The organism is Streptomyces monashensis, from assembly GCF_001866665.1.
Taxonomy (GTDB): Bacteria; Actinomycetota; Actinomycetes; order Streptomycetales; family Streptomycetaceae; genus Streptomyces; species Streptomyces monashensis.
Map to the genome: position 1 here is coordinate 1 of NZ_MLYO01000010.1, position 15577 is coordinate 15577.

Genomic DNA, 15577 nt, shown 5'->3' on the forward strand with positions numbered 1-15577 from the left:
GCCCCACTCAGGCCGGGACCGCCCCGCCCTCCGCCGCGGAGGCCGCCAGCACGGCGCCGAGCAGGCCGGGAAACCGCTGCTCCATATCGTCCGCGCGGAGCGCGTTCAGCTTCGTCGTCCCCACGTAGTACTGCCGGATCACGCCCGCCTCGCGCAGCACGTTGAAGTGGTGGGTCAGCGTCGACACCGACACCGGCGCCTCGAACGTGCCGCAGCTCATGTCCTCGTCCGCGGCGGCCAGCTGGGCCACCACGAGCCGCCGCACGGGGTCCACCAACGCCTCCAGCACCTGCTGGAGGGAGACCTCCGACAGGTCGGGGTGCTCCACTGTCCGGGCGGTGCGGGGGCGGGCCACGGTGACTCCTCGGGGCGGCTTCGGTACGGTCAGGCCATAGTACGACCGCCGTCGAACCGCGGCCGGAAGGGACAAGGGGAGCACTCCTCCGACACCAGCGCACCCCTGCGGGCCGGACGGCGGGAACAAGGGGAAAATGCGGATATGAAAGGCAACAGGGCGCCGACGCTCTCCCGCAAGGTCTACGAAGCCGAACTGCTGCGCCTCCAGACCGAGTTGGCCAAGCTCCAGGAGTGGGTGCGAGCCGAGGGGGCCCGGCTGGTGGTCGTGTTCGAGGGGCGGGACGCGGCCGGCAAGGGCGGCGCCATCCGGCGGGTCACCGAGTACCTCAACCCTCGCGGGGCCCGGATCGCCGCGTTGCCCAGGCCGACGGAGCGCGAGCGCACCCAGTGGTACTTCCAGCGGTACGTCGAACATCTGCCGGCCGCCGGAGAGATCGTGCTCTTCGACCGGTCCTGGTACAACCGGGCCGGGGTCGAGCACGTCATGGGGTTCTGCACCCCGGAGGAACACGAGCGATTCCTGCGCCAGTGCCCGGCCTTCGAGCGGATGCTGGTCGAGGACGGGATCCTGTTGCGCAAGTACTGGTTCTCGGTGAGCGACACGGCGCAGCAGGAGCGGTTCCGGCGCCGGCTGGAGGATCCGCTGCGGCGCTGGAAGCTGTCGCCGATGGACCTGGAGTCGATCACCCACTGGGAGGCGTACTCCCGGGCGAAGGACGAGATGATGGTGCACACCGACATCAGCGAAGCGCCCTGGTACATCGTCGAGAGCGACGACAAGCGGCGCGCCCGGCTGAACATGATGGCCCACCTGCTGGCGTCCGTCCCGTACCACGAGGTCCCGCCACCGGTGCTGAACCTGCCCGAGCGACCGCCGTCCACGGGCTACGAGCGCCCCCCGCGTGATCTGCGGACCTATGTCCCCGATCACGCGGCCCGGTTGTAGGCGGCCGCGGGGACAACGGGGTCCGCCTGTACGAGGGCGCCTCGTACAGGCGGGAGTCGGACCGTCTCAGCGGACGGTCACGTGGAAGACCGGCGAGGCCGTGGAGCCGTTGACGACGCGCAGGTCGTTCTTGCCCTTCAGGCCGAGCTTGACGCCGAGCGAGTAGGAGCCGTTGTGCAGGACCGGCACGGAGGCGGGCAGGCTGACCCACTTGCCGTGCTGCTTCTGCTGCAGGGTCACCTTGCTGCCCGCCTTGATGCCGGTGGTCTTGCCCGTGACGCGGAACAGCTGCCAGGCGCGGACCGAGGACACCGACGGGTTGGCGGTGATGCTCGCCTTGGCGGGCTGCGCCTTCTGCGCGGCGGCGACGGCCGAGGCGGAGTGCGTGGCGGGGGCAGCCGCCATCGCGGTGCCGGCGAGGGCGAGGGAGGCAGCGCCGAGAGTACCGACGACGGCTATGCGCAGGGAGCGACGCTTCGAGACCATCACTGATATGTCCTTTTCCGTGGAGAGAAGAGTTTTTCGCGCCAAAGGCCAGTTACATGGCGATTGGCGTGGTCATTAGAAGTGACGACACGGGGAAGGGGGGCGTTCACTGACGCCATGTCGCTGTCTTGTAACAGCCCGGAGGGAAGGCGCGGCCGCAGCGGGTGAGGCGGGAGAGCAGCAGGAACTTGCTGCCTTGCGCAATAATTGAAGTCAACGGGGTCCGTACCGGCATCGGGGGAAGGCAGGACGTTCATGCCACGCGGGGACATGCGACGAGTGCGTGACGCGAATCTGCGGCTCGGCGCCGCCGTGGCCGAGGTCGAGGGGCTCTACTCGGCGCTGTTGCGTGCCGGGACCGCGGAGCGGCGCCGACGCTTACAGGCGGAGCTCGCTCGCGCCGCCGGCCGCCTCGCCACCCTGGCGGCCACCCCGCCGGAACGCCCGTCCCTGCCCGTCGCCCCGCGTCGGTCCCGGTGGGGGCGCAGGCGGGCGCTCGCCGAGCGCGGCGCCACATGGATCGCGGCGCGATTCGGCCAGAATTAGCGCTGAGCCCGCCGCGCCGCCACGCCGGACTCCCGCGGCGCGCCGAGAGGACGCCATGCCAACAGGCCCTGACGCCAAGGCCGTTCCGGACGAACGGCCCTGGTACGGGGGTTCACCTGCGGCGGCGACGCGGCCCTTCATGTCTCTCGTGCTCGCGGTGAAGGCGCACGTGCCGGGCGGCGCGGCCTCGGCCCAGTACGGCTTCGGGCACCCCGTCGGCGCCGTGGCCATGGCCGTGGCCGTCACCGCGAACACGGTTCGGGACTGTCATGCACGTACGGCTCCTACTCGCCGGAGCCCGCACACGTCTCACGCACGCGGGCATGCTCCACCGCGAGCAGGGACTGCTGGCGGCCCGCCCACACCCTGGCCTCCTCCGCCAACCCTTACTGACCGGAACACGGCGCCCCGCCCTTCGAGGACCCGGGCCGCCGCGCGGCGGGCGTCAACTTCCGTGCAGGTTCAGGGAGATGCCTTCGCCGTACGGCCCGTAGCGTGGGGCGCAGGAGCCGCGTCCTCCGGTGGCCTGCGGACCGCCGAGGCCGGTGGCCGTTCCCGCAGGGCGCCGTACGCGACGAAGTACGCGGGGAGCCGGCGGACCCAGCGCGACCCGGCGAGCAGATGCGCCACCGCCTTGGCCCGGTCCGCGCTGCCGAGCGGGGGCCGGCCCTGGAGGACGGGGGCGACGAAGCGGGCGTGCGCCGTCCGCTGGAGGGCCTGGGTGAGAACCGTGGTGGGCCGGCGGCGGCGCTGCACACGGCGTACGTCACGCAGGCCCACGGCCCCGCGGCGCAGCGGCTCGGCGAGATACCGGGCCGCGGCCACCGCGTCCTGCACGGCGAGGTTGATCCCGATGCCGAAGACCGGGGACATCGCGTGCGCGGCGTCGCCGATGCACAGCAGTCCGGGGCGGTGCCAGCGGCGCAGCCGGTCCATGCGTACGTCGAGCAGTTTGACCTCGTCCCACGAGCGCAGGGCGTGTGTCCGGTCGGCCATCCAGGGGGCGGCGGCCGCGAACTGGGCCAGGAACCGGTCGAGTCCGGCGGCCCGGCGCTGTGCGTCCGTGCCCTTGGGGATGAGTCCGGCGCACTGCCAGTAGTCGCCGCGGTCGATCAACGCGGCGAGGAAGCGGTCACCGGCGGCGCCGACGAGTCCTTGGGGGTCGCCTTGGCGGCGCGGCAGCCGGAACCACCACGCGTCCATCGGGCAGGGGAAGTCGCGCAGTCCCAGCTCGGGCCGGTTGCGGGCCGGCGAGCCGCGGCCGTCGCAGGCGACGGTGAGGTGGGCGCGCAGCTCGCCGGTGCGGCCGTCTGCGGTGCGGTAGCGCACTCCCCGCACGCGTCCGGACTCGACCAGGAAGGAGGTCGCCTCCGTGTTCATCCGCAGGTGGAAGGACGGCTCGCGGCCGGCCTCGTCCGCGAGCAGGTCCAGCAGGTCCCACTGCGGCACCATCGCGACGTAGTTGTACGGGCCGGGCAGCACCGACAGGTCGCCGACCGTGACGTTCGAGCGGCCGGGTCCGACCGGCAGCTGGACGGTGCGCACCCGGCGCTGCGGCAGCCGGGCGAAGCGCTCGGCCAGGCCGAGGTCGTCCAGCAGCGCCAGGGTGGAGGGGTGGACGGTGTCACCGCGGAAGTCGCGCAGGAAGTCGCCGTGCTTCTCCAGTACCGTCACGTCGACGCCGGACCGGGCCAGCAGCAGGGCGAGCACCATGCCCGCGGGGCCGCCGCCCACGACGCAGCACGTGGTCTGTTCCATGGCAGTCCTGCCCTTCGGGAGAGCAGTGATTCAGCGGCAGATCGAGGAGCGCTGATTCAATCGTATTAATTCATCGGACGATGAATATTCTACTCCTTCAGGCGGCCGCCCGCCTCCCTTGTTCTTCGTCGTCGTGGTGGATCGGCGTCGTCGAACCGGTCAGCGGGACGCCCGTACCGCCCCGCCGGACGGCGACGATCTCCGCCGCGATCGACAGCGCGGTCTCCTCGGGCGTCCGGGCGCCGAGGTCCAGGCCGATCGGCGAGCGCAGCCGGGCCAGTTCCGCCGCGGTCACGCCCTCCGCGCGCAGCCGCCGGGTGCGGTCCTCGTGGGTGCGGCGCGAGCCCAGCGCGCCGATGAACGCCGCCGGCATCCGCAGTGCGGCCGTCAGCAGGGGTACGTCGAACTTGGCGTCGTGGGTGAGCACGCACAGCACCGTGCGGGCGTCGGTGCCGGTGCGCCGCAGATACCGGTGCGGCCAGTCCACGACGACCTCGTCGGCCTCGGGGAAGCGGGCCCGGGTGGCGAAGACCGGGCGGGCGTCGCAGACGGTCACGTGATACCCGAGGAACTTCCCGGCCCTCGCGAGCGCCGCCGCGAAGTCGATCGCGCCGAACACGATCATGCGCGGGGGCGGCACGTTCGACTCGACCAGCAACGTGAGACCGCCGGGGCAGTGCGAGCCGTCCTGCGAGAGCTCCACCGTGCCCGTGCGGCCCGACTCCAGCAGGGCCCGGGCCTCGGCCGCCGCCACCCGGTCCAGCTCCGGGTCGCCGCCGAGTCCGCCCTCCCAGGTGCCGTCGGGCCGGACCAGCAGGGCGTGTCCGCGCAGTCCGGCCGGGCCGCGGGCGACCCGGGCGAGGGCCACGGGTTCACGGCGGACGGCGGCCGACAGGGCCGCGACCGACAGCGCCCCGCCCCGGCCGGAGACCGGGGTGACCAGCACCTCGATGGTCCCGCCGCAGGTCAGCCCCACGGCGAAGGCGTCCTCGTCGCTGTAGCCGAACCGTTCGAGCACGCTCTCGCCGGTCCGCAGCGCCTCGCGGCACAGGTCGTACACCGCGCCCTCCACGCAGCCGCCGGAGACCGAGCCGATGACGGTGCCCGCCCCGTCGACGGCGAGGGCGGCGCCGGGACCGCGCGGCGCACTGCCGCCGACCGCCACCACGGTCGCGACGGCGAACTCCCGGCCGTCTTCGGCCCATTGGTGCAGTTCCTCGGCCAGGTCAAGCATCCGGCGCCTCCGCGGCGGCGGCGAGGATCCGGTCCGGGCGGATGGGCAGGCTGCGGTGGCGCACGCCGGTCGCGTGCCAGACCGCGTTGGCGACGGCGGCCGCGGCGCCGACGATGCCGATCTCACCGATGCCCTTGATGCCGACCGGGTCGTCGGGATCGGTGTCCTCGATCCAGTCGGCCTCGATGCGGGGCACGTCGGCGTGTGTCGCGACGTGGTAGCCCGCGAGGTCGGCGCCGACGTGTCCGCCCGAGACGCGGTCGCGGACGGCCTCCTCGTGCAGGGCCATGGAGATGCCCCAGATCATGCCGCCCCGCAACTGGTTGCGCGCGGTGAGCGGGTTGACGATGCGGCCCGCCGCGAAGACGCCGAGCATGCGCCGCACCCGCACCTCGCCGGTGCCGGGGTCCACGGCGACCTCCGCGAACTGCGCGCCGTAGGAGTGCCGTTCGGCGGCGGCGAGGGCGCCGATGGCCTCGGTGGTGTCCGACCGTACGGTGATCCCCTCGGGCGGGATGCCGGTGCCGAGGGCCAGGCGCTCGCGCAGTTCCCCGGCCGCCACCCGGATCGCCCAGGCCCAGGAGCGGGTGCCCATGGAGCCGCCGGCGATCATCGCCGGGCCGAAGTCGCTGTCGCCGATGCGCACACGGACGCGCTCGGGAGACGTCCGCAGCGCGTCGGCGGCGACCAGCGTGAGTGCGGTACGGGCCCCGGTGCCGATGTCGGCCGCCGAGATCCGGACGGTGAAGGTGCCGTCCGGGTGCGCGGTCGCGCTCGCGGTGGACGGCATGGCGCCCGCCGGGAAGGAGGCGGCCGCCATGCCCGTGCCGAGCAGCAGGCGGCCCTCCCGGCGCCGCCCGGGGCGCGGGTCCCGCTCGCCCCAGCCGAACCTGCGGGCGCCCTCCCGGAGGCAGGCGGCCAGATTGCGGCCGGCGAACGGCAGGCCGGACACCGGCCCCCTGTCGGGTTCATTGCGCAGGCGCAGTTCGATCGGGTCGATCCCGCACTTCTCGGCGAGTTCGTCGAGGGCGGCCTCCAGCGCGAACGATCCCGGCGCCTCGCCCGGGGCACGCATGAACGTCGGGGACGGTACGTCGAGCCGTACGACGCGGTTGGCGGTGTGGTGGGCGTCGGCGTCGTACATCACCCGGGCCACCCCGGCGCTCGATTCCACGAACTCGTAGCCGGTGGCGGTCTGGCTGAGGGAGCGGTGCGCCAGGGCACGCAGGTGTCCGTCGGTGTCGGCGCCGAGCCGGACGTGCTGGACGGTGGGGCTGCGGTAGCCGGCCAGCGAGAACATCTGACGGCGGGTCAGGACGACGCGCACCGGCCGCTGGAGGACGGTCGCGGCCATCACGGCGGCCACCTGGTGGGCGCGCACGCCCTTGCTGCCGAAGCCGCCGCCGACGTGTTCGGAGCGTACGCGGACCGCGGCCGGGTCGAGCGAGAAGAGGTTCGCCAGCTCGCCGACGACCCAGGTGGCGCCCTGGTTGGAGTCGGTCACCTCCAGCCGGCCACCGTCCCAGCGGGCGGTCGCGGCATGGGGTTCCATCGGGTGGTGGTGCTCTTCGGGAGTGGTGTACTCGGCGTCCACGACGACGGCCGCGGCGGCCAGTTCGGCGTCGAGGTCGCCCTTCTCCGTCACCGCCGGCATGTGTCCGTCCGCCGCGTAGGCGTCGGGGTGCCCGGCGCCGAACCCGACGTCGTGCGGCTCCTGTTCGTAGTGCACCACGAGCGTCTCGGCGGCCTCTCTGGCCTGCTCGGACGTCTCGGCCACGACGAGCGCCACGGGCCAGCCCAGATGGGGCACCCGGTCGTGCTGGAAGACGGCGCAGGTCGGGTCCGGCCGCATGCCCAGCAAGCTGGTGTAGTCGGTGGTGAGGCGCGGGGCGTTGCGGTGCTCCAGGACGGCGAGGACACCGGGCATGGCGAGGACGGACTCGGTGTCGAGGTCACGGATGCGGCCACGGGCGACCGTGGACAGCACCAGCCAGCCGTGGGCGAGGTCCGCGAAGGGCACCTCCCCGGCGTAGCGGGCGGCTCCGGTGACCTTGTCCCGCCCCTCGATCCGGGTGTGCGCGGTGCCGACGGCGGGCGTGTGCAGGGTGGTTGCGGTGGTGAGGGTGGTCATCGGGCGGCCTCCTCGGCGAGTTCGGACAGGACGGCCACCACGAGGTTGCGGATCAGCTCCACCTTGTAGCCGTTGTGCGGCAGCGGCCGGGCCGCGGCCAGCTCGGCGTCCGCCGCGGCGGCGTAGGTCCCGGCGTCGGCCGGCGCACCGATGAGGACCCGCTCGGCCGCGCCGGCCCGCCATGGACGGGAGGCGACGGCGCCGAAGGCCAGGCGGGCGTCCTGTACGACGCCGTCGCGCACGTCGAGCGCGGCGGCGAGCGAGCCGATGGCGAAGGCGTACGAGGCACGCTCGCGCACCTTGCGGTAGCGGGAGCGTGCGGCGACCGGGGCGGGCGGGAGCGTGACATGGGTGATCAGCGCGCCCGGCGGCAGGGCCGTCTCGCGGTGCGGGGTGTCGCCGACGGGCAGGTAGAAGTCGGCGAGCGGCGACTGTCCCGGCCCGTCGGCCGCGTGGAAGTGGACGACGGCGTCGAAGGCGGCGAGGGCCACGGCCATGTCCGAGGGGTGTACGGCCACGCAGTGACCGGAGGCGCCGAGGATCGCGTGGTTGTGGTGTTCGCCCTCGATCGCGGGGCAACCGCTGCCGGGCACCCGCTTGTTGCAGGGCTTGGTGACGTCGGTGAAGTAGCCGCAGCGGGTGCGCTGGAGCAGGTTCCCGCCGACCGTGGCCATGTTGCGCAGCTGCCCGGAGGCGCCCGCCAGCACCGCCTGCGCGAGGGCCGGGTAGCGGCGCCGGATCTCGGGGTGGGCGGCGAGGTCGCCGTTGGTGACCGTGGCGCCGATGCGCAGTCCGCCGTCGGGCGTCGGCTCGATCTCGTCGAGCGGGAGTTCACGGATGTCGACGAGCCGGGCGGGGCGCTCGACCCCGGACTTCATCAGGTCGACGAGGTTGGTGCCGCCGCCGAGGAAGCGGGTGTCCGGATCGGCGCCGAGCAGCGCGACGGCGCCGGCGACGTCGGACGCCCGCTGGTAGTCGAACTCCCTCATGCCGCTGCCCCCTTGCCCGCCGGGACGTCCTCGCCGCGGCGCTCGTCCGCCTGGACCCCGGCCGCGCGGGCCACCGCCTCGACGATCGACACGTACGCACCGCAGCGGCACAGGTTGCCGCTCATCCGCTCCCGGATCTCCTCGGCGCTCAGGGGCGGCGGCCCCGCCTCGGGCCGTACGTCGGAGGTGGCGGCGCTCGGCCAGCCCGCCGCGTGTTCCTCGATCACCCCGATCGCCGAGCAGATCTGGCCCGGGGTGCAGTAGCCGCACTGGAATCCGTCCAGGTCGAGGAAGGCCTGCTGCACGGGGTGCAGGCGGTCGCCGTCGGCCACGCCCTCGATGGTGGTGATCTCGCGGTTCTCGGCCGCCACGGCCAGTTGCAGACAGGCGACCGCCCGGCGCCCGTCCAGCAGGACGGTACAGGCCCCGCACTGACCCTGGTCACAGCCCTTCTTGGTGCCGGTCAGATCGAGGCGCTCGCGGAGCGCGTCGAGCAGGGTGGTGCGGTGGTCGACGGGCAGTGTGTGTTTCTCGCCGTTGATCTTCAAGGTGATGACACTGGACGTCGATGAGGTCATGAGCTGCTTCTTTCGCATGGACAGTGCGGATCGAGGGTCCGGCAGCCGGGATACGTGCGACGCGGGGCGCGCGCCGTGCGGGCCTGTGCCGCGGGGCGAAACGAAGGTGCTGGGTGCTGAGCCGGGACAGGGGCAGCCGGCGACTGCCGCCGGGCCGCGTCCGCCGCTATGGTGGACACAACCGGACAACTGTCCGTTACTTGAGAACGTACCGGACAGTTGTCCGGTTAGCAAGAGTGGGTTCCCGCCACGGACCCATGAGGAGGACGAGTGCCGAAGCAGCAGGACTCACCCCGGCGCTCGGACGCGCAACGCAATCGCGAGCGCATACTCGACGTGGCCCTCGTCGAACTGTCGCGGTGCGCTGACGCCCCGCTGAGCGCGATCGCCCGGAAGGCCGGCGTCGGGCAGGGCACGTTCTACCGCAACTTCCCCAACCGCGAATCGCTCGTACTGGAGATCTACCGCCACGAGATGCAGCAGGTCGCCGCCAGCGCGACCCAGCTGCTGGAGACCCGGCCCCCCGACCAGGCCCTGCGCGCGTGGATGGACCGGCTCGCCGAGTTCGCCATGACCAAGGCCGGCCTGGCCGACGCGATCCGCCAGGCCACCTGCACCCCCGGGGGGCCGGAGAAGCCGCCGCCCACCCCGGTGATGAGGGCGGCGGGCCTCCTGCTCCGCGCCGGCCAGGAGGCCGGGACCATCCGCCCCGGCTTCACCCCGGACGACTTCCTCCTCGCCATCGCGGGCCTGTGGCAGCTCGACCCGGACGACGACTGGGAGCCCCGCGCCGCCCGCCTCCTCGACCTGGTCATGGCCGGGCTGCGCACGGGGCCCGCCGGCGCCTGAACACCGTCCGGCAGCCACGCCGTGGCCGGAAGTCATCAGCGGTGACGCCGGCAGGCCCTAGGGTCGGACGGTGTCTGGGTGATCTCGGCGAAAGGGCCCGACTACAGTGATGGGCAAGCGAGTTGTCATCGTGACCGGCGGGGGCTCGGGCATCGGGGAGGCCACTGCCCGGCTGCTGTCCGAGGGCGGGCACCAGGTGGTCGTCTCCGGTCGCCGCGCCGAACCGCTGCACCGCCTGGCGCGGGAGACCGGGGCGCTGGCGTACCCGTCCGACATCGGGGAGCCCGACACGGCCGACGGTCTCGTCCGGGCGGCCCTGGAGGCGCACGGACGTCTCGACGGGGTGGTCCTGAACGCGGGGATCGGGCGCGGCGGAGCCGTGGGCGACCTGGCCCTCGGCGACTGGGACGAGGTCATGCGCACCAACGTCACCGGGCCCATGCTCCTGCTGCGCGCCGCGCTGCCGCATCTGCTGGAGTCCAAGGGGGCGGTGGTCGCCGTGGCCTCGGTGTCCGCCCTGCGCAACGGCACGCGCAACGCCGCGTACGCCACGTCCAAGGCGGCCCTGCTCCAGCTCTGCCGCTCCGTGGCCGTGGACTACGGGCGTGCCGGAGTGCGTGCCAACATCGTGTGCCCCAGCTGGGTCCGGACCGAGATGGCCGACCGGCGCATGGCCCGGTTCGCCCAGGACGCGGACCTGGGGGACGCGGGCGCGGAGGCCGCCTACGCGGAGGCGACCCGGCTGATGCCGCTCGGGCGACCGGGCGAGCCGCGGGAAGTCGCGGAGGCGATCGACTGGTTGCTGTCCCCGGCGGCGTCGTACGTCAACGGCTCGGTCCTCACGGTGGACGGCGGCACGACGGCCCTGGATCCGGGCACCGTGGCGTTCGACTTCCGCATCACGCCGCGGAGCGACGACACCCCCTGAGGGAAGGACCCCGCCTAGCCGCCCACCAGTGCGCCGACCAGGCGCGTCATGGCGGGACGGGGGTCGGGTGCGCCCGGCCGGCTGGTCATCAGCAGGTGGTGGGCGGCGCCGACGACGGCGAGGGCGGCCGAGTCGGGGTCGACGGTCTGCGCCACCCGACCGAGCCGCCGTTCGGCCTCCAGATAGCCGGTGACCGCCTGCTGAATGGCGTCGAAGCCGGGCGCCCCGCCCTCCAGCGCCTCGCGGATGCGCAGCGCGGCACCGGGCCGGGTCATGGCGAGACCGGAGATGGCGGGGCCGCCGGAGTCGAACAGGGCGAGGGCGACGGCTTCGAGGTTCCGGGCCACGGTGCCCTGGCCCACGAGGTCCGACAGCGACCTCGCCTTGGCGGCCGTACGGGCGAAGCGGTCGACGCACAGCTCGGCGACGAACTCGTCCATACCCGCGAAGTGCGTGTGCAGCAGCCCCTTGGCGCAGCCGGCCTCGGTGGTGACGGCCCGGCTGGTGAGGGCCCCGGGGCCGTCCCTGTCCACGACGCGCTCGGCGGCGGCGAACAACTGCTCGCGCACGTCCGGCGTCGCCACTCCGCGCGGTGCCATGGGCGTCTCCTTGCTCCGCAATCCGCCGCTCCCGCGACACGCAACTTCCTTGAGAGTAACGGACATTGCGACTTTGGGCGTATGCCCATACAGTTTGGGCGTACGCCCATTCTCCGCCGTCCACCGCAGGAGGAACCCGTGTCCGACATCGTCAACACGGAGCAGGCACAGGCATGGAACGGCCATGAAGGCGCCCACTGGGCCCGCAACCAGGACCGCTGGAACGCGGTGAACGGGGGCTTCGACGACCGCCTCCTCGACGCCGCCGCCCCCACCGCGGCGCACCGCGTCCTGGACGTCGGCTGCGGCGCCGGCCGGACCACACGCCTCGCCGCGCTCAGGGCACCGGAGGGGCACGCGACGGGCCTCGACCTGTCCGGCCCCATGCTGACCGCGGCGCGGGCCCGCGCCGCGCGGGAGGGCGTCACCAACCTCTCCTTCGTCCAGGGCGACGCGCAGGTCCACCCTTTCGAGGCGGGCTCCTTCGACGTGGCGATCAGCCGCTACGGGGTGATGTTCTTCGCCGACCCGGTGGCCGCGTTCACCAACGTCGGCCGGGCCCTGGCCCCTGGTGGCCGCCTCGCGTTCGTCTGCCCGGCCGACCCCGGAAGCAACGACTGGGTGCTGGCCGTGGCCGCGCTCCGGGGCATCCTGCCGGTCGGCGACTTCGGCCGGCCGGGGCTGCCCGGCATGTTCTCCCTGGCCGACCCCGACCACCTCCGCGCCGTCCTCACCGCGGCCGGATTCACCGCCGTCACCGTCGACCAGGTCCAGGCGTACGGCGACTGGGGAGCAGGAGCCGAGGACGCGGCGGACTTCCTCCTCGGCACCGGCCCCGGCCGCCACCTCACGTCCCAGGCCGACGCACCGACCAGGGCCCGCGCCCGCGACACGCTCGTCGCCCATCTGCGCGCCCACGAGGCCGCCGACGGCACGGTCCGTCTGCGCGGCACCGCCTGGCTCGTCACGGCGGACCGGTGAGCGGCAGCGTCGGCCGATGACGTCGGGCCGGCGCACGGGGCGCGCAGGTGCGGTGCCGTGTTCTGCTGTGGGCCGAGACGCTCGCGCCCTCTCCCGGACCGGCGGCAGGATCGTCCCATGCAGACGACGTTCGTTCTTGTGCACAGCCCGTCCGTGGGCCCGTCCACCTGGCGTCCCGTGGCCGCGCACCTGCTGGCCGCGGGGCACCGGGTGCACGTGCCGTCCCTGCTGCACATCGGTACCGGTGAGCCGCCGTTCTGGCCCCGCGTCGCCGGGGCGGTCCGGGACGACGTACGGCATGTGCGGGCCGACAGCCCGCTCGTGCTGGTGGTGCACAGCAACGCGGGCCTGTTCCTCCCGGTGATCCGCGCTGCGCTCGACCGTCCGGTGGCCGGGTCGGTCTTCGTGGACGCGGCGCTGCCGGCCCGCGCGGGAGCGACCCCGGTCGCCGCGCCGGAGCTGCTGGACTTGCTGCGCCCCCGGGCCGTGGACGGCCGGCTGCCGCGCTGGACCGACTGGTGGGAGGAGGCGGACGTCGCCCCCATGTTCACCGATCCGGTGATGCGGAAGACCGTCGTCGAGGAGCAGCCCACCCTGCCGCTGTCCTACTACGAGCAGCACATCCCCGTCCCCGCCGGCTGGGACGACCACCCCTGTTCCTACCTGCTGTTCGGCCCGCCGTACGACGACCTCGCCACCGAGGCGCGCGCCCGTGGCTGGCGCGTGGCGCACCTGCCCGGCGCACACCTCCACCAGATCGTCGATCCCGCCGGCACGGCCCGCCGTCTCGTGGAGCTGGCCGCCGTGGCGTGACAGTCTCCGGTGCCGGTTCCCGAACCTGCGGACCTGCCCGGTCAGTTGGGATTGTCGCCGTCGGTGAGGGTCTCCCAGGCCACGAAGAGGTTGTCGGTGCCGGCGGGGCGGTTGCGCTCGGTCAGCGTCCGGGTGTTGGGCATGGCGATGCCCAGGCGGTTGTGCAGGGCGTTGTAGCCGACCTCGGTGACCGGACCGAGACCGAGCTTGAGGGATCCGCCGCACAGCCAGCTCGGCACGGCGGCGCCCAGCTCGTACGTGGACTGGAAGCCGAGCGCCTGCCGCAGCCGTTCGCCGACGTCGGTGCCGTAGAGGTCCCGCCCCTGGATGCGGCTGGTCTCGGCGACGTGCGAGATGGCGGAGATGCCGTATCCCGTGTGGGTGAAGTCGCGGCAGGTCTCCTGGGTCAGTCCGGTCACGAAGGTGGACTGGCCCTGCCAGTACGAGACGATCTTGTCGCGGGTGTTCAGGTTCTGGCTCGGGACGGTCTTCGGCAGGGCGCCGTCGGAGGAGAGGTACACATAGGCGGCGGTACGGGTGCGGAAGCGGGCCATGGCCGAGTCGTAGGACGCCTCGTCCTCCAGGAAGACGGAGATGCCGACGGCGGCCTCCATCATCGTCAGCTCCCAATTTCCGTTGGAACGGGAGCCGTTGATGACCTCGGGCAGGTAGACGGTGCGCAGCAGGGTGGCGAAGCGGCCGGAGTCGGCCCAGGTGCCGGTGTACGTGTACTTGATCAGCTCGGCGGCCTTGGCCCAGGAGGCGCCGGCCCAGGCCGCCTGCAGGGGGGCGTTGCTGTCGGTGTGGTCCGTGAGCGTGGCGGACCAGGCGTCCATCAGCTCGATCGCCTTCTTCGCGTACCGGTCGTCCCGGGTGACGTACCAGGCGAGCGCGTCGGTGTACGCGGCGATGGCGTCCTCGCGCTCGTCCGTGCAGCCGTGGTCGGGGTGGGAGTAGGGGCCGCACTCGACGACGGCGCGGGGCTTGGCCGTGCGGCTGAGGCCGGCGTACGGGCTCGCCGCCATCTGGTCGTACGCGCTCTTCCAGGGCTGGACGCCCGCGAGCACCTTGCCGCGCGCGAAGTCGAGTTGGGCGCGCGAGACGGTGACGCCGGGGTGCACGAAGGCGGTGGGGGCGGCCTGGGCCCGCTGGGCACCGGGCCAGGAGAGCAGTCCGGTGGTCAGCAGGGCGGCGGTGAGCGCGAGGGCGGAGCGCCTGGAGGCTCGGCGGCGTCGGGGGGAGAGCGGGATGTCCAGCATGAGACCGTCCTCGTATGTGAACAGCATGCGACAGCTTGAACATTGCGCTGACCGACGACCATAGGTACGGACCAAACGGCCGTCAAGTGCCGGGAACCCGTGGGGCGTTCGGCGGCACTGCGGAGAATCCACCTCGGATCCTCCGGCCGGCCGGACGGCCGGTCGCGCCCGGCCCTTTCCACGGTGGCCGCATGCCGGTCATCCGCTGCGGGACCGTCCGCCGCACCGCGGCCGTCGTCGCCTTCGCATCCCTCGCCGCGCTCCTGCCCGCGGGAGTCGGCGCGGCGCCGTGCGCAGCGGGCTCGCCGACCGCGGCACGGGGCGCCCCGTGCCCTGGTGCGCGGGCACGGGAACGACGGGCGGCGGATCACGGTACGCCTGGAAGTTCGAGCCGGGCGGCCCGATGACCGACACCACGATCGCCCACCCGAGCCGTACGCCGGATCCGCGACGTCACCGAACTCGCGGACCACGCCCTGTGCGCGTCACGACGAGCGCGCACCGGCGGTCTCAGGCGGGCAGATTGAGCTGCCAGGAAACGCCGAACCGGTCGTTCACCCAGCCGAACCTCGGGCTGAAGCCGTACTGACCCAGCGGCATCAGCTCCGTGCCGCGCTCGGCGAGGGCCGCGAAGAGACGGTCGATCTCGGCCTCGTTGGCGCACTGCACGAAGAGCGACATCGAGGGGGTGAAGGTGAAGTCGTGCTGTGCGGGACTGTCGACGCACATGAACTGCTGACCGGCCAGCGAGAACGTCGCGTGCTGCACGCTCCCCTCCTTGCCGGGACCACCTGCGCCGTAGCGGGTGATGTGCACGACCTCGGCGTCGTCGAAGAGTGAGACGTAGAAGGTCATCGCCTCTTCGGCGTCGCCCTCGAACATCAGGAACGTCGTGATCTTCTGCGACGACGCGATCTCCATGCCGGTCGCTCCTTCGGCGTTGTCAGGTGTTCGGCAGGCGGCCATGGTATCCGGGCTCCGTGCGCTATCTGATGATTCGTCACATTGCGACTCGTTCGGGTACCCGCTCACTCTCGGCGCGCGGCCGACGCCGAGGTCGTGATTGCCTCCGGCGGCGCTGACGGAGCGACCGCGCGCCACGCGTTCACCACCTGCGTACCAG

The 15577-nt window shown here is 73.0% G+C and carries 16 protein-coding genes; 6 read left to right on the forward strand and 10 right to left on the reverse strand.

From position 1 onward, the window contains the following. Positions 1 to 7: 7 nt before the first annotated feature. Positions 8 to 355 (reverse strand): ArsR/SmtB family transcription factor, encoded by a 348-nt coding sequence (locus tag BIV23_RS02785; RefSeq protein WP_071379104.1) that lies wholly within the window; start codon positions 353 to 355, stop codon positions 8 to 10. 144 nt (positions 356 to 499) lie between these two features. On the opposite strand from BIV23_RS02785, the gene ppk2 reads away from it, so the two are divergent. Next, positions 500 to 1303, forward strand: coding sequence for a polyphosphate kinase 2 (ppk2, locus tag BIV23_RS02790; RefSeq protein ID WP_071379105.1), 804 nt, complete (start codon positions 500 to 502; stop codon positions 1301 to 1303). Positions 1304 to 1369: 66 nt separating this feature from the next. Here the strand turns inward: ppk2 and BIV23_RS02795 are convergent, their stop codons facing one another. After that, positions 1370 to 1789 (reverse strand): hypothetical protein, encoded by a 420-nt coding sequence (locus BIV23_RS02795; RefSeq protein WP_071379106.1) that lies wholly within the window; start codon positions 1787 to 1789, stop codon positions 1370 to 1372. A 270-nt stretch (positions 1790 to 2059) separates the two neighbouring features. Between BIV23_RS02795 and BIV23_RS02800 the strand changes: the two genes are divergently transcribed. Then, the gene (locus BIV23_RS02800) at positions 2060 to 2335 is read left to right on the forward strand and encodes a hypothetical protein (RefSeq protein ID WP_245790324.1); all 276 of its coding nucleotides are present in this window, start codon (positions 2060 to 2062) and stop codon (positions 2333 to 2335) included. A gap of 462 nt (positions 2336 to 2797) precedes the next feature. Here BIV23_RS02800 and BIV23_RS02805 read toward each other — a convergent pair whose 3' ends face one another. From BIV23_RS02805 to BIV23_RS02825, 5 genes are all read right to left on the reverse strand, one after another. Beyond that, entirely contained in the window at positions 2798 to 4093 is a 1296-nt protein-coding gene (locus tag BIV23_RS02805) for an FAD-dependent oxidoreductase (RefSeq protein WP_071379108.1), read from the reverse strand. A 97-nt stretch (positions 4094 to 4190) separates the two neighbouring features. Further along, positions 4191 to 5327, reverse strand: a complete 1137-nt coding sequence (locus BIV23_RS02810) for an XdhC family protein (protein ID WP_071379109.1) — start codon at positions 5325 to 5327, stop codon at positions 4191 to 4193. Next, positions 5320 to 7458, reverse strand: coding sequence for a xanthine dehydrogenase family protein molybdopterin-binding subunit (locus BIV23_RS02815; protein ID WP_071379110.1), 2139 nt, complete (start codon positions 7456 to 7458; stop codon positions 5320 to 5322). The genes BIV23_RS02810 and BIV23_RS02815 overlap by 8 nt, the downstream gene beginning before the upstream one ends. Then, a complete protein-coding gene (locus BIV23_RS02820) occupies positions 7455 to 8447 on the reverse strand; it encodes an FAD binding domain-containing protein (protein WP_071379111.1) in 993 nt (330 codons plus the stop codon). The genes BIV23_RS02815 and BIV23_RS02820 overlap by 4 nt, the downstream gene beginning before the upstream one ends. Next, positions 8444 to 9025 carry a (2Fe-2S)-binding protein gene (locus BIV23_RS02825; RefSeq protein ID WP_071379234.1) on the reverse strand — a complete coding sequence of 194 codons (582 nt, stop codon included), beginning with the start codon at positions 9023 to 9025 and terminating at the stop codon, positions 8444 to 8446. Before BIV23_RS02825 ends, BIV23_RS02820 begins: the two co-directional genes overlap by 4 nt. Positions 9026 to 9295: 270 nt before the next feature. Between BIV23_RS02825 and BIV23_RS02830 the strand changes: the two genes are divergently transcribed. Together BIV23_RS02830 and BIV23_RS02835 are read left to right on the forward strand one after the other, a co-directional pair. Next, positions 9296 to 9874, forward strand: coding sequence for a TetR/AcrR family transcriptional regulator (locus BIV23_RS02830; RefSeq protein ID WP_071379112.1), 579 nt, complete (start codon positions 9296 to 9298; stop codon positions 9872 to 9874). Positions 9875 to 9983: 109 nt separating this feature from the next. Continuing rightward, positions 9984 to 10802, forward strand: a complete 819-nt coding sequence (locus BIV23_RS02835) for an SDR family NAD(P)-dependent oxidoreductase (protein ID WP_071379113.1) — start codon at positions 9984 to 9986, stop codon at positions 10800 to 10802. A 14-nt stretch (positions 10803 to 10816) separates the two neighbouring features. Here the strand turns inward: BIV23_RS02835 and BIV23_RS02840 are convergent, their stop codons facing one another. Beyond that, the gene (locus tag BIV23_RS02840; RefSeq protein WP_071379114.1) at positions 10817 to 11401 is read right to left on the reverse strand and encodes a TetR/AcrR family transcriptional regulator; all 585 of its coding nucleotides are present in this window, start codon (positions 11399 to 11401) and stop codon (positions 10817 to 10819) included. A gap of 138 nt (positions 11402 to 11539) precedes the next feature. Between BIV23_RS02840 and BIV23_RS02845 the strand changes: the two genes are divergently transcribed. Next, complete coding sequence (locus tag BIV23_RS02845; RefSeq protein ID WP_071379115.1) at positions 11540 to 12382, forward strand: class I SAM-dependent methyltransferase; 843 nt, start codon at positions 11540 to 11542, stop codon at positions 12380 to 12382. A gap of 117 nt (positions 12383 to 12499) precedes the next feature. Further along, positions 12500 to 13195, forward strand: coding sequence for an alpha/beta fold hydrolase (locus tag BIV23_RS02850; RefSeq protein ID WP_071379116.1), 696 nt, complete (start codon positions 12500 to 12502; stop codon positions 13193 to 13195). Positions 13196 to 13236: 41 nt separating this feature from the next. Here the strand turns inward: BIV23_RS02850 and BIV23_RS02855 are convergent, their stop codons facing one another. Both BIV23_RS02855 and BIV23_RS02860 read right to left on the reverse strand, forming a co-directional pair. Then, complete coding sequence (locus BIV23_RS02855) at positions 13237 to 14481, reverse strand: alginate lyase family protein (protein WP_425443457.1); 1245 nt, start codon at positions 14479 to 14481, stop codon at positions 13237 to 13239. Between the two features lie 483 nt (positions 14482 to 14964). Continuing rightward, positions 14965 to 15375, reverse strand: a complete 411-nt coding sequence (locus BIV23_RS02860) for a VOC family protein (protein ID WP_071379117.1) — start codon at positions 15373 to 15375, stop codon at positions 14965 to 14967. Positions 15376 to 15577 lie beyond the last annotated feature (202 nt).

Coding starts and splice junctions, on each gene's coding strand:
- ppk2 (WP_071379105.1), top strand. CDS start 500: ATGAAAGGCAACAGGGCGCCGACGCTCTCCCGCAAGGTCTACGAAGCC.
- BIV23_RS02795 (WP_071379106.1), bottom strand. CDS start 1,789: ATGGTCTCGAAGCGTCGCTCCCTGCGCATAGCCGTCGTCGGTACTCTC.
- BIV23_RS02800 (WP_245790324.1), top strand. CDS start 2,060: ATGCGACGAGTGCGTGACGCGAATCTGCGGCTCGGCGCCGCCGTGGCC.
- BIV23_RS02805 (WP_071379108.1), bottom strand. CDS start 4,093: ATGGAACAGACCACGTGCTGCGTCGTGGGCGGCGGCCCCGCGGGCATG.
- BIV23_RS02810 (WP_071379109.1), bottom strand. CDS start 5,327: ATGCTTGACCTGGCCGAGGAACTGCACCAATGGGCCGAAGACGGCCGG.
- BIV23_RS02815 (WP_071379110.1), bottom strand. CDS start 7,458: ATGACCACCCTCACCACCGCAACCACCCTGCACACGCCCGCCGTCGGC.
- BIV23_RS02820 (WP_071379111.1), bottom strand. CDS start 8,447: ATGAGGGAGTTCGACTACCAGCGGGCGTCCGACGTCGCCGGCGCCGTC.
- BIV23_RS02825 (WP_071379234.1), bottom strand. CDS start 9,025: ATGACCTCATCGACGTCCAGTGTCATCACCTTGAAGATCAACGGCGAG.
- BIV23_RS02835 (WP_071379113.1), top strand. CDS start 9,984: ATGGGCAAGCGAGTTGTCATCGTGACCGGCGGGGGCTCGGGCATCGGG.
- BIV23_RS02840 (WP_071379114.1), bottom strand. CDS start 11,401: ATGGCACCGCGCGGAGTGGCGACGCCGGACGTGCGCGAGCAGTTGTTC.
- BIV23_RS02850 (WP_071379116.1), top strand. CDS start 12,500: ATGCAGACGACGTTCGTTCTTGTGCACAGCCCGTCCGTGGGCCCGTCC.
- BIV23_RS02855 (WP_425443457.1), bottom strand. CDS start 14,481: ATGCTGTTCACATACGAGGACGGTCTCATGCTGGACATCCCGCTCTCC.
- BIV23_RS02860 (WP_071379117.1), bottom strand. CDS start 15,375: ATGGAGATCGCGTCGTCGCAGAAGATCACGACGTTCCTGATGTTCGAG.